Origin of the sequence: Cytobacillus horneckiae, assembly GCF_002835735.1 — a bacterium.
Taxonomy (GTDB): Bacteria; Bacillota; Bacilli; order Bacillales; family Cytobacillaceae; genus Cytobacillus; species Cytobacillus horneckiae.
The window spans coordinates 1-13,498 of the sequence record NZ_PISD01000076.1 but is presented as its reverse complement, the minus strand read 5'-3'; the positions used below and the strand labels follow the sequence as shown (position 1 = coordinate 13,498).

Below are 13,498 nucleotides of genomic sequence, written 5' to 3'. Positions count from 1 at the left end.
TATGTTTGAAAAATAGAGGTAAGTGGACAATCAGCAAGCAAAAATATGAATAGGGGTGTTATGAAATGATGCAACTTGAAAAATTGATATCAGAAGGAAATGCACAAATAGTGGAGGAGACAGAAGAAACAAAAGGACCAAAAAAATTTATTTTAATTGACTGCGATCCACTGGCTCCTAGACCAAATCGGGTTCTTGAAGAGGTCTTAAAAGGTACAGGTATAACTAGTGAAAAAGAGCCGATGTTTAAGGTTTTTGGAGCATGGAAATGGGATTATAGTGACGTTGATGATGAAACTTGGGATAAGGTTATTGAAACAATTGAAGAAAGGTTAGATTTAGCCTATGAAAATGGGTGGGCAAGAAGGGTAAGTTGGATGCCTACGAGTAAAAAATACCGACAAAGCATCAAATAAGGATATAGTCCACTAGGGGGCAGATAGTAACGGGCATTTGCCTAAATTAAATATGGAGTTTAACTATCGTGCCCCAACACTAAATCCTAATTATAATTCGGCTTAAGTTTTATTACTATAAGCAAAATGAACAAGATAAGGAGGAGATAAAATGGTAAAGGTAATTGATTATGATGAACAAGGTAATGTAAGAGTAACTAGAGTTTTTAACGGTGAGATAAAAGAAGAAAAAATCTATCGTAAAGAAGATATTGAAGTTATAAGCGAAGAGGATTTTGAAATTCCTATCAAGAGGATTAGTCTCAAAAACTCTACTAAAAGTGAAACCAAGGATCTATTTGATTCACTTATCGAAGAGGATTTATAACGGAGGTTTGGCCAGAACCTTCGTTATATTTAAAAGTGGCAGGGAATGAATAATTCAAGGCGTGAAAGATTACAAGACTTAGAAAAGGAATTGAGTGTCATTCGTTCATTAATTGATAGATTTTGGCCTGAAAGTCAGAACAACAATATTATCTAGCAAACATTGAGCGCAAAATTGCTAAACAAATTCGTTTTTTGAGAATCATTAATGATCATTAAGATAATGAAATGTCAGGGGGAGAATTAGATGTTCACATTGGATGAAACGAAAGAATTAAGAGAGATGTTTCCTGATAGCAATGATGTACTTACTGATGAGGAATTTAAAGTAATGGGGTGGTATATTTATTCTCTTTGGAAAAAGAACGATTTCAAAAATAAAGAGATCATCTACCGTAAGGAAACAGGAGATATTTTCAACTACTTCTTTGAATATGATAATCAACTCTTCATGCTGTCGGATGAGTCAATTTACTGGGGGCAAGGTGAAATTAGTATAAGAAAAGTATGTGATACCACTTGTGAGATAAGCAAGAACTATCTTAAGAAGTTTATAAGGAATGTAGAATGGATCAACCAATATGACTACTTTGAAGGTAAAGAGGACGAATTTGACTTTGAGTTGCACGGAGATGGTCATGAACATCATGTTGAAATGGCTTATGGTCTCATTGAAATTTTAAGAAATAAGGGCTATAAAATTTCAGATTAGAATTATTTGAAATTAAAAGCAGCCATATGACTAGAGTCTTGCAGACACTTAGAAGGGATATTGTTTGATAATTAGAGTGGGGATAAAATCAGAGCCACATATGTGGCGCCCTTCAAAAAGGAGGTATTTTAGTGATAAATAATGAGGAAAACAAATTCCATATTGGAGAAATAACTGCAAGTTTTGGTGTGAATATTGCAGGGATAGATGTTTGGCATAATCAGGGCTGATTAGTCTACGTACTAGCAGAAGTTTTTGATGAAGATTCTAACTTTATATTGTGGTACGTCATAATGCAACCTGATAGCAAAGTAGTTCAGAGGGTAAATTCTGACTACGTCAATATTAAAAGCCGTGGAATCACTCCAAGATTTCCACATTTTATAGAAGAGTAGTATCGATAGGTGTTTACTTGTCAGAGCATTTCAATATGAAAATAAGGGAGAGATTTGTAATGAGTTGTAATATGGCTTTTATCGTTTCATCTTCTAAAGAAGGTGAAAAATCTGCTGTGAAGCATTGGCCTTGCTATTACGTTTCTCACTCTTTTAATTGTATCTTCACTAAACTCAAGTGTAGAACGTTGGACAAAAGCAAATGAAAAACGGGAGGTAAAAAAATGATAAAACCACGGTTCAAAAGTGAAAAAACTGCAAAGATAGCCTTGCTAATTGGAAAAATCGTCACAATGATGTTCATAACCGTTCTAACTTACCCACTCGTACTTTTTTTAGGCGAGTTTAAAATGACACAAGAAACTTGGCTTTTATACATCGGGGGCACGGCTGCGGGAGTTCTGTCAGGGAAATTAAAACTACATGGAGGGGTAAATAAAAGAATGACCCGATGGATTATATTCTTGTCATGTTTAACCATCATGCTTGTGGTTAATATTCTAATGAACATCGATGACAAAGCGCTTATCACAATTTTAGGATTACTTGTAGGAATTCCAACTTATGCAAGTCTTAAATACCATTTTAGTGATCTTGAAAAGGAAGTAAAGAATTATTTTAAAAAGAAAGATTATAGAAGGTATAGGATATTTCGAATCTGAACTAGAATCGGTGAAAGAATAATTTTTTAACTATGTCGAACTTCAAAAAAACTATTAGGAGCGTGTTAACATGAAAGAAGTTAGAGCACTATCTGTATTGATTAGAAAGAACAATAATGAACATGAGGTTCAAGAGGAGTTTAGTGAACATAAGCATGAACTGATTAAATTTTCGGAAGAGAAGGACCTTGCCATTAGTAAGTTTGATATTTTCTCTAAACCAATGCAAGAACTTATCTATTACTATAAGCCTCTGGATATGACGGAATATGTTACATCTTTAAGGTTTAATGAAACTATACTTACTTTCGGTCCAATTATCTTAAATGTGTTTAGTTTACAGGCACTTGAAAGAATGTCTATGAAAAATATTGACTTCATATTTGCTTTCTATGGCGAAAATAATTCAATGATAATGAAAGAGATGACAGCGAGAGAGTATGTGAAGTTAAGGAAAAGGAATAAAATCCCGAACCTTTGCTACTTCCCAATTAGTTTAGCAACTGATGAGGGGGTGGCAATTTGAAAACAAAATATGGTAGACCAATTATAAAAATCGATTGGTCAGGTCCAGAGGGAAATGTCTATCATGTAATGTGGAAAGCAGAAGCAATGCTTGAATATTTAGAGGAATTTGATAAGTGTGAGGAACTGAATTATCGGTTTAAACATGATGGTTTGAAAAGTTATGAGGAAGTTCTTGATTTAGTCAATGAGTACGTAACAATTGAAAATATGGACGCCTATTATTCTCTTAGAGCCCAACTTGATGGGGAGGAGAATTATGATGAGTAAATTGTATTTAAAATTGGTTCCAATGGAAGACAAGCGTATGGAGTTTAGTGTTAATTTTCATCGGGTTTCAGAATTATGTTGTGAATTGCAATTAGTTGATAGGAGGGTAACTGATATCATAAGGAAAATTACAAATGAACTATCTGGTATAAATATTAGAACTGACGAAGACGCAGACCGTGCTATGAAAGTATTGAGGAAATATGTGGTATTTGAATAGAGAAGAGGTAGGGAGATAAACTCCTTGCCTTTTTTGTTGTTTAGAAACAGCACATGCATTAAAAGGGGCGACTAGGCATAGATGGTTTTATATTTCTTATAATGTCTAAAGTTTGGGCTAGATTAAGAAGGAGAACGAATTATTAACAATGTGATTTTAAATATTTGGGTGTTTTTGCTTGTTATTTATACTACAGACTCTTCCTACTATTATTTTATAGAGGTTGTCTACTTATTTATGCTAATGTTAAATGGTGGATATTTTTAATGCTATTGGAGGATTATCAAAGTGTATATTTCTAATATCTCAATCAAAAATTATCGGAATTTTGGGAACGAACCCTTTAAGACTAAGTTAAAAAAGTTTACGACTATAATTGGTGAAAACAACATTGGTAAAACTAATTTACTAGAATCAATTGGTCTCATTTTAAGTCAGGATATTACAATGTTTAGAAAACGAATGTTGCAGTTGGACGATATAAACTATAAAACTAGAATCAAATTCAAGGAGGATGTATTAGATACAACGATAACTCCTGAAAATGTTAAATTTCCAGAGGTAGAAGTTCAACTCACATTTGAGGAGATGGATACTAAACAATTATCAGTTGTTGGTGATTGGTTTTCTGACAACTCTATGAATAAGGCTAAACTGACGTATTTGTTTAGACCTTCTAACGGCTTTAATTGTAAAGATTGGGTTGAACAACAAAGAGAATATATACAAAAGTTAAAAGAAGAAAATAAAGATTGGCAAGAAGAGAAACTTTTAAATTTTATTGAATTTCCAATAAAAAAATATCAATATCTCATTTACGGTGGAAATGACAGTACTAATCGTGCTGATCCTTATTTTCTTGGAATGTTGAAACTAGAACTACTGGATGCCCTTCGTGATGCAAAAAGGGAGTTAATTGCTAACGGTGATTACAAATTGTTATTTAGGGTTCTACACCAAAATGACGCAACAGCCTATGAAGACATAAAGGGAGTTCTGAGCAATCTTGATGAAAAAATTAAAGATAACGAACAACTGAAAAATATAAGAAAGACCTTGATAGAACAATTAGAAAAGATATCATTGCAAGAAACAACAGGCAGTAATAATGTTGATTTTCACTTTTCATCATTAGAAACAGGAGAAATTCTAAAAAAGTTAAGCCTAATCTATGGTCAAGAGCCAATCAGCATTGAAAGAAATGGATTGGGAAGAAATAACCTTTTATATATATCCTTAATCCTTTCCCGATTGGCACCAGATGATAATATTGATACTTGTTTCCGAATTGTAGGTATCGAAGAGCCTGAAGCACATTTGCACCCGCATTTACAAAGGCACCTTGCTGGCAATATACAATCAATAAACGAAAAAAGAGAAGATTTGCAGATTATATTAACTTCGCATTCTACCCATATAACAAGTGCTTTAAACATGGACAATATGGTAGTTTTATTTAATGAAAGTGGTAAAGTAAAAGAACATTTTTTACTTGATGGGTTTGGGAATGATAAAAAGGGGAAGGTTCACCGGCATTATCTTGAGAAGTATCTAGATGCTACAAAGTCTAGTATGTTCTATGCGCGAAAGATCATTTTGGTAGAAGGAATTGCGGAAGAAATTATTGTACCTGTGCTTTACCAATTGTTTTCTAAAAAATCAATAGAAAGTATAGGCTGCAACATAGTTAATGTAAACGGGGTTGCTTTTAAGCACTTCTTAGAGATTATAAAAAATGGTTATTTTATTAAATGTGCAGTGCTTACAGATGGAGATGTTGGAAAGAAGACGGAAAATCGTGCGGATAATCTAAAAAAAGAATATGAAACTACAAATAGCCCTATAAAAGTTGAAGTGAACAAAGAGACATTTGAAAAGGAATTAATAAGTGCTAACAAAAGTGGTAAAGGGAAAGAATTATTATTAAATGCACTGAAAGCAACTAGACCTATAAACGGGCCAAAATACATTGCGGAAATTGGGGACAAGGATATTGATACAAATACTTTCTTTGATTTAATAGAGGATTATAAATCAGAATTCGCTTTTAATCTTTGTGATGAACTCAAGAAAAAAGACGTAGAATTTGAGATTCCAACTTATATTAAAAACGCATTTGAGTTTATAAAGGGGTAAAGGATATGGCCAAAAAATTAAAACCTACACTAGTTATCGCAGGACCCGGTGCTGGAAAAACTCATTATATAATTGAAAAGGTGATTAATAAAGTACCATTACTGGAGCCCCATCGATTTCTTGCTGTAATTACGTACACTAACTCGGCAACTAATGAAATTAGGGAACGCTTGAATGAAAAAACGGTTATTCCTCCAAATGTCTTTATTGGAACTATTCATAGTTTTTTAGTTCGTTTTATACTTAAACCATTTGGGGTGGTTCAAGGTGTTTTACCAGAGCAAGTTGTTTATAAAGATGTGAGTATAAAGGCCAATGATAGAAAAGAAGAAAACATTATTAAGAGTAATATTGTTAAAAAGGGAATAGTACCTTATGAAAAGATTGTGTCATTATCTAGTAATTTATTAAAAGAAAACAAAAAGATTAGAGAACTTGTTTCTCAAAGGCTACAATTTTTATTTGTGGATGAATTTCAAGATGCAAACTCAGGACAATTCAATATATTTGAAGAGATAAGGAAAGCATCAGAGACAGAAATGTATTTTGTAGGCGATCCAGAGCAAAGTATCATGACTTTTCAAAATCAAGGTAATCAGATCCAGAGTTTAGATAAGCGGCCAATATATAAGGCCATTAACAGTGGAACTATTAATAAGGAATATCTAGATAGTAATAATAGGTCAAGTTCAACCATTATTAATTTTATCAATAACTTCCATACCTCAATCATTCAACAAAAAACTAATAAGGAGAATCATACAAATAATAAAGTGACTTTCATTGCTGACACTTATGATTTACGGGAGATTATTAATTCATTTAATTCTCTATGCAATGATAGAACCGTATGTGAAAATAACCCATTAACAAGATTCTTTTTGGGTTACCGACGCAGCACATTTAAGACAGTTGAAAATGAATATGGATTGATTCAAAAAGATGGTAGCGATTCTAATTCAATACAGTTATTGAAAGAATGTTCAACATTCATCTGTGAAATTTTAAATAGAAGCAGGACAAGTATTATGGAGGACTTGGAAATAGATGATCTAGCGTATAGACAACTCTGCTTTAAATTAGTAGAAAGCATTAAAACAAATCCATTTATAAATAGTAGTGAGTTAATCTCGTTGTTAAAAACAAACTTCAAATGCGATCCGTATAAGTCTGTTCATAAAAAAGTACAACATAATCCAGACCATATTGCAGAAGGATTTATTAACAAGATTAATCTCGAACTCCAATACTTTAGTAGTATTAAAGAAATTAAAGATTATCATCTTACCATTCACAAATCGAAGGGATTACAGGCTGATGCGGTTCTAGTAATTGCAAAGAGTAAAAATGAGTTAAAAAAATGGTTAGAAGTGGACAAGCAATTGAGGTTTGAGGATAAGCAAGATACTTGTAGAATTGGGTATGTAGCATTTAGTAGAGCAAAAGAATTTTTATGTATTGCTTGTTTAGAAGAAATTGATGATGAATTAAAAAAGAACTTAACCCTCTTAAATGTAGATATGATTCCAGCAATGGGGGAAAAGGAGAAGCAACCAATATGAGCCTTATACAAGAAGGTATAAATTTTCTAAATGAAAATAATGGAGCATTAACAGTATTGATAAATATTTTATTGGTCTCTATTACGGGGGTATATGTCTATTTAACGGCAAGTCTCTCCAAGGCATCAAATAAAACAATCGAGCATTCTTATAATGAATATAAAGATAGAAAATACAAGGAAGAGACTGTAAAAAAGAACCTTATTTACTTAGTTAATAGTGAAATATACATGAATTCATTTATATATGTTTTTTCCCAGTACTATCTGCAAAATGGAGAGCACATAAATTTAAAGGAAAAACTAAGACATTATTTCATTAGTGGTGGGTTTTCGATTGATAAGACTTCAAGGGGGCATATAGTAGTTCACACAAGAATGGATACTTGGAAAGAAATTAATGCGCAATGCGCACAATATTTTTCCAATTCCCTTATGCAGGAATTGACTGGATATTATACGGGAGTTGAACACTCTAAAATTTATTCTGTTAATGGAATGTCAAACCAGAATTTTATTGAATTCTGTAGAGGTCAACTTATCTCTACATATAAATGCTTGGAGTTACTAAAACAAGAAGACCCGGACTTGCGAATTGGTGAAGAATATAGCATTGATGGAAAGGTTCTTTCGGTAAATAAGGAAACAGGTACTCTTATTGAAATGAATAAGCATTTGGAACAAGCAGTTTCAAAATAAAATGTAGTAGAGTTGTAACGTTACTTTCGGTGGGTAAATATCCGAAATCAAAGCATTTAAATGGAAATTGAATACCAATATGTTTCTGGCATTTAAATGATGTAGGTTTTGGCAGTATGTTTATGTTTATAAATCATTTTGAATCATTTCTCAATACATTAACGTATAAACACTTATATTTATACATATTTGTAAGGCAGTGCTTTTTGTATTAACCGAGGATAATTTAACAAAGTTGGTATTAGAATTGGGACTTTTCCAATTCTTTTTTTATGTAAATTTTGTAATTTTATTCAAATGCATATTTGAATAATAAGATGAATTTGATATAATACATTCAAATGAATGTTTGAATAAAGGGGTGATTGTTATGGAATTAAATAAATCGAATTTCATTTGATGAATAATCCAATAAGGAAATGGCTTCAAAAGAACATTGAGTTTAAAACCTTTAAAGAGTTTTTAGATAAGAATAATCTTTCTTTGGAGGGAAAAGTAGTATTAGATGCTGGGTGTGGATCAGGATATAGTACAAAGTTAATTCAAGAATTTAGTCCTGCTGAATTGATAGGGTTCGATATTATGCCATCACAAATTGAAAAGGCAAAACAAGCATATCCCGAATTAAATTTCTTTGTTGGCAGCGTGTTAGAAACACATTTAGACTCCGATAAGTTTGATGCTGTTTTTGTTTTCGGAATACTGCATCATATTCCTCAATGGAAAGATGCTATTACAGAACTTTATCGAGTGTTAAAGTCTGGAGGGGTACTTTTAGTCGAAGATTTGAATAAAGATGCTTCTCATTTTTTTGCCACTTATTTTAAATTAGATCATCCGCCAGAAGCCTACTTTACTTGGGATGAATTTACAAATCATCTTGAGGAAACAGGGTTCGATATTTTAGAACAAAAAAGAATTATTTCAAAGGGAGTCGGGTCTTTCCTTTGTTTAAAAAATTAAAAATTGAAATTTTGGAGGTAAATAAATGATAACAACGATACTTACAGCCGCAACTATTTATGTAGCGACAGGGATTGATTATCTTGTTATTTTAATTCTATTGTTTTCGCAAATAAAAAAAGGACAGGAAATACATATTTGGATAGGAAAGTATGTTGGAACGATAATTGTTATAGGAGCAAGTCTTTTAGTTTCTTTAGGTGTTGCCAACTTGATCCCTCAACAATGGGTTATAGGACTTCTTGGACTTTTACCAATTTATTTAGGAATAAAAATATGGATTAAAGGAGAACAAGATGAAGATGAAAGCAACATTTTGTCCTTATTTTCCTCAGGTAGGTTTAATCAATTTTTTCTAACGGTCACTTTTATTGTATTGTCTTCCAGTGCGGATGACTTTTCCATTTATGTACCGTATTTCACAACATTAAATGGGACTGAAATCATTGTCTCTATTATTGTCTTTTTAATAATGATTGGGGTTTTACTCTACGTGGGCTATCGTTTAGCACACTTGGAATTCGTATCGGAAAAAATAGAAAAGTATGAACGTTGGATTGTTCCAATTGTCTTTATAGGATTAGGAATTTATATTATGTATGAAAATGGGACATTCAATGCCTTGTTCTCATTCCTATTTTAACAAACAGGTAATTGGGTTGAATCAGACGAAAGTAGTTAAGAAAAAGTGCTTGGATTTTTTATCCAAGCATTTTTGGTTTGATTTCATTCAAATAAATGTTTGAATAACGATAAAAAAGGGTTATAATATATTCAAATGAATATTTGAATGAAAAGGGAGTGAAACTAATGGGTAAGAAGGATACTTGTGAAATTTATTGTTATGACGAAGAAAAAGTTAATCGAATACAAGGCGAATTAGAAAAAGAGGATATGTCTAGTGTTGCCTTATTATTTAAAGCACTTGCAGATGAAAACAGAGCAAAAATATCCTTTGCTTTATGTCAAGATGACGAACTATGTGTGTGTGATGTCGCCAATATTATAGGTTCTACCGTTGCAACAGCATCTCATCACCTACGAACTCTTCATAAACAAGGGATTGTAAAATACCGAAAAGAAGGCAAATTAGCGTTTTACTCACTAGATGATGACCACATCAAGCAATTAATCACTATTGCATTAGCACATAAAAAAGAGGTGAAAGTCAATGTCTAATCAACAACCCAAATTAACTGAAGAAGAAATGAAAGCATATCGTGTTCAAGGATTTACTTGTGTAAATTGTGCAGCCATTTTTGAAAATAATGTAAAAGAATTGCCCGGTGTTGATGATGCGAAAGTAAATTTTGGAGCATCTAAAGTGTATGTGAAAGGTACTGCAACGATTGAAGAACTAGAAAAAGCAGGAGCATTTGAAAATTTAAAGATTCGGGATGAAAAAGAACAGAGAGTAGAACGTGAACCATTCTGGAAGCAAAAAGAAAATATTAAGGTCTATATTTCTGCGATATTACTGTTGATTAGTTGGTTTTTAGGGGCGCAATACGGAGAAGAGCATATTCTTCCAACTATTGGTTATGCAGCATCCATTTTAATTGGTGGATATTCGCTGTTTATTAAAGGTCTTAAAAATTTAAGCAGATTACAATTTGATATGAATACACTAATGACGATTGCCATTATAGGTGCTGCAATCATTGGTGAATGGGGTGAAGGTGCAACTGTTGTTATCCTATTTGCGATTAGTGAAGCATTAGAGCGCTATTCAATGGATAAGGCTCGTCAATCCATTGAATCATTGATGGATATTGCTCCAAAAGAAGCATTAGTCCGTCGTGGGAATGAAGAAATGATAATCCACGTTGATGATGTTCAAGTTGGAGACATTATGATTGTAAAACCGGGTCAAAAGTTAGCAATGGATGGAGTAGTTATCAAAGGAACTTCAACATTAAATCAGGCTGCGATTACTGGGGAAAGTGTTCCGGTAACAAAAACAATTGATGATGAAGTGTTTGCGGGAACATTAAATGAAGAAGGATTGCTCGAAGTTAAAGTAACCAAACGAGTGGAAGATACTACTCTTTCAAAAATTATTCATCTTGTAGAAGAAGCACAAGCAGAACGAGCACCTTCTCAAGCATTTGTCGATAAATTTGCGAAATACTATACACCATCTATTATGATTTTGGCCCTTTTAATCGCTGTTATACCTCCATTATTTGGTGGAGATTGGAGTGAATGGATTTATCAAGGGTTGGCAGTTTTAGTTGTTGGTTGTCCGTGTGCTTTAGTTGTTTCCACGCCGGTATCGATTGTTACTGCTATTGGAAATGCAGCGAAAAATGGTGTTTTAATTAAAGGTGGTATTCATTTAGAAGAAGCAGGAGCCCTTAAAGCCATTGCTTTTGATAAAACAGGAACATTAACAAAAGGAATTCCTACTGTAACAGACATCGTGACATATGGTGACGATAAAAACGAATTGCTTGCAGTTACAGCAGCCATTGAAAAAGGATCACAACATCCACTTGCTTCAGCCATTATAAGAAAAGCAGAAGAAAACGGCTTGAACTTTAATGGAATGTCGGTAGAAGACTTTCAATCAATTACGGGTAAAGGTGTAAAAGCAAGAGTAAATAATGAAATGTATTATGTCGGAAGTCCAAATTTGTTTGAAGAATTGCATCAAACAATTGAAAGTACCATTCTAGAGAAAATTACTCGTATGCAAATAGAAGGAAAAACGGTGATGGTTTTGGGAACGGATAAAGAAATCCTTTCGCTAATTGCCGTAGCAGATGAAATGAGAGAAACATCAAAAGAAGTCATCAACAAATTGAATCATATGGGAATTGAAACAGTAATGCTGACTGGTGACAATAAACGAACAGCAGAAGCCATTGGGAAACAGGTTGGTGTTTCAGATATTAAAGCCGATTTACTTCCAGAAGATAAATTAAACTTTATTAAAGAACTTCGTGGAAAGCATCAAAGTGTGGCAATGGTAGGAGATGGTGTAAATGATGCACCAGCACTTGCGGCTTCAACGGTCGGTGTAGCGATGGGTGGTGCTGGAACTGATACAGCACTAGAAACAGCCGATATTGCATTAATGTCTGATGATTTAAGCAAGTTGCCATATACCATTAAATTAAGTCGTAAGGCATTAACCATTATCAAGCAAAACATTACCTTCTCTTTAGCCATTAAATTAGTGGCATTACTATTAGTTATGCCCGGCTGGTTGACCCTATGGATTGCTATATTTGCCGATATGGGCGCAACATTGCTTGTTACATTAAACAGTTTAAGATTACTAAAGGTTAAAGAATAAAAATAAGGTTTCATAGCAAGGGAAAATTTTAGTTCCCTTGCTTTTTTGCCTAGTGTAATTCTTATTAAACTAAAGGGTGCGTTGATCCAACAATGATTTACGCTCTTTTTGTTGAAGTTATTACTATAGGGCGGTTTAGTTCAATAAAAATCCCTACATGAATGTCCTATTATTGAAACATTAATGAATCGTAAATAAAGGTGGGAGAACGATGGATTGTTGTAGTAGTAAGGTTAATGAAGTGGTAACGGAAAATAATGGTGCTTGCCCAACTTGTAATAAAAAAGCAAAAAACGTAAAGTTGATTACACTAAAATCATTACTTAAACCGACTGCATTAGAAACTTTAAATGCGAATGTAAATCACTATTTCTGTTTAAGTAAAGAGTGTGATGTAGTTTATTTTGATGCTGATAATAAGAAATATCTTACATCTGACATAAAGGTAGCAGTACATCAAAAAGATGACTATGTAATAACACCTATTTGCTATTGCTTTGACTGGACAAAAGAGAAAATTAAGAAATATGTAAAACAAGAACTTTCTCCTAATCCAATTGAACATATTCGAGAAAACATAAAGGAAAACCGATGTGGTTGTGAGGTAAACAATCCACAAGGAAGTTGCTGTTTGGGTAATGTTACAAAGTATATAAAAAGTATTAAAAGTTAATTTGGATCTTCAACTAACGTCCCTTATATATAGTATCCTTTTCAAAGCACTGATATGGTGCACCCTTTATACTACATGTAACCATAGAAAAGCGTTTAAGGACTTGACTTGGAGACTCTGTGGGTATGATTTGTCTTGAAAGGCTGAAGCACTTGTGTTTCAGTAGGCAAACCAGCCTATCATACCCACCCCTCCAAGTAAAGCCCTATCGTTGTTTACGTTGAAAACTATTATTATTTACTAAATATAATAAGTAAAAATAGTTAGTAAATAGGCTGTTTTTATATCTTTATTTACGTTGAAAAAGGTCAAATACCATACTACATATAAGGGTGCGTTACTTCAATAAGGAATAAAAATAAAGAGCCTAAATACACTACTTTCGTATTTTGGCTCTTTTTACATTCATAAAAGATAATGCCATTTATAGCATTTTTTAATTCCCAAATACATACCAAAGCGCTCCTTTCTTTTTTATATTGGTTTCAATAGAAAGAAGGGGGATTATGCTTACTCAATTAGTGATAGTCTATATTATTTCTGTCGTTTCTTTTTCTACAAATTGTACACATATAAATATGTTGAATCAGAATAAAGTT

The 13,498-nt window shown here is 32.9% G+C and carries 15 protein-coding genes; all 15 read left to right on the top strand.

Annotated features, from left to right (window positions below; all coding sequences use genetic code 11):
- Positions 1–65 precede the first annotated feature (65 nt).
- The 15 genes from CWS20_RS25425 to CWS20_RS25355 all read left to right on the top strand — a co-directional run bounded on the left by CWS20_RS25425 (position 66) and on the right by CWS20_RS25355 (position 12,899).
- Entirely contained in the window at positions 66–416 is a 351-nt protein-coding gene (locus CWS20_RS25425) for a hypothetical protein (protein WP_066192465.1), read from the top strand.
- Positions 417–567: 151 nt separating this feature from the next.
- A complete protein-coding gene (locus tag CWS20_RS25420) occupies positions 568–783 on the top strand; it encodes a hypothetical protein (RefSeq protein WP_066192467.1) in 216 nt (71 codons plus the stop codon).
- A 246-nt stretch (positions 784–1,029) separates the two neighbouring features.
- The gene (locus CWS20_RS25415) at positions 1,030–1,494 is read left to right on the top strand and encodes a hypothetical protein (protein ID WP_066192470.1); all 465 of its coding nucleotides are present in this window, start codon (positions 1,030–1,032) and stop codon (positions 1,492–1,494) included.
- A gap of 619 nt (positions 1,495–2,113) precedes the next feature.
- Positions 2,114–2,551, top strand: coding sequence for a hypothetical protein (locus CWS20_RS25410; RefSeq protein ID WP_066192472.1), 438 nt, complete (start codon positions 2,114–2,116; stop codon positions 2,549–2,551).
- 70 nt (positions 2,552–2,621) lie between these two features.
- The gene (locus CWS20_RS25405; protein WP_066192474.1) at positions 2,622–3,077 is read left to right on the top strand and encodes a hypothetical protein; all 456 of its coding nucleotides are present in this window, start codon (positions 2,622–2,624) and stop codon (positions 3,075–3,077) included.
- Entirely contained in the window at positions 3,074–3,346 is a 273-nt protein-coding gene (locus tag CWS20_RS25400; RefSeq protein ID WP_066192475.1) for a hypothetical protein, read from the top strand. The genes CWS20_RS25405 and CWS20_RS25400 overlap by 4 nt, the downstream gene beginning before the upstream one ends.
- Positions 3,336–3,566, top strand: a complete 231-nt coding sequence (locus CWS20_RS25395) for a hypothetical protein (RefSeq protein ID WP_066192477.1) — start codon at positions 3,336–3,338, stop codon at positions 3,564–3,566. Before CWS20_RS25400 ends, CWS20_RS25395 begins: the two co-directional genes overlap by 11 nt.
- A gap of 288 nt (positions 3,567–3,854) precedes the next feature.
- Positions 3,855–5,702 carry an ATP-dependent nuclease gene (locus tag CWS20_RS25390; protein WP_066192478.1) on the top strand — a complete coding sequence of 616 codons (1,848 nt, stop codon included), beginning with the start codon at positions 3,855–3,857 and terminating at the stop codon, positions 5,700–5,702.
- Between the two features lie 5 nt (positions 5,703–5,707).
- The gene (locus CWS20_RS25385; protein ID WP_066192479.1) at positions 5,708–7,264 is read left to right on the top strand and encodes a UvrD-helicase domain-containing protein; all 1,557 of its coding nucleotides are present in this window, start codon (positions 5,708–5,710) and stop codon (positions 7,262–7,264) included.
- Positions 7,261–7,962, top strand: a complete 702-nt coding sequence (locus tag CWS20_RS25380; protein WP_066192482.1) for a hypothetical protein — start codon at positions 7,261–7,263, stop codon at positions 7,960–7,962. The genes CWS20_RS25385 and CWS20_RS25380 overlap by 4 nt, the downstream gene beginning before the upstream one ends.
- A gap of 399 nt (positions 7,963–8,361) precedes the next feature.
- A complete protein-coding gene (locus tag CWS20_RS25375; RefSeq protein ID WP_066194186.1) occupies positions 8,362–8,925 on the top strand; it encodes a class I SAM-dependent methyltransferase in 564 nt (187 codons plus the stop codon).
- 25 nt (positions 8,926–8,950) lie between these two features.
- On the top strand, positions 8,951–9,568 hold the full coding sequence (locus CWS20_RS25370; protein WP_066192484.1) for a CadD family cadmium resistance transporter: 618 nt from the start codon (positions 8,951–8,953) through the stop codon (positions 9,566–9,568).
- Between the two features lie 167 nt (positions 9,569–9,735).
- Complete coding sequence (locus tag CWS20_RS25365) at positions 9,736–10,104, top strand: ArsR/SmtB family transcription factor (protein WP_066192486.1); 369 nt, start codon at positions 9,736–9,738, stop codon at positions 10,102–10,104.
- A complete protein-coding gene (locus tag CWS20_RS25360) occupies positions 10,097–12,226 on the top strand; it encodes a heavy metal translocating P-type ATPase (RefSeq protein ID WP_066192488.1) in 2,130 nt (709 codons plus the stop codon). The genes CWS20_RS25365 and CWS20_RS25360 overlap by 8 nt, the downstream gene beginning before the upstream one ends.
- A 211-nt stretch (positions 12,227–12,437) precedes the next feature.
- Positions 12,438–12,899: a putative iron-sulfur cluster-binding metallochaperone gene (locus tag CWS20_RS25355; RefSeq protein ID WP_066192490.1), complete on the top strand. Its 462-nt coding sequence runs from the start codon at positions 12,438–12,440 to the stop codon at positions 12,897–12,899.
- Positions 12,900–13,498: the final 599 nt, after the last annotated feature.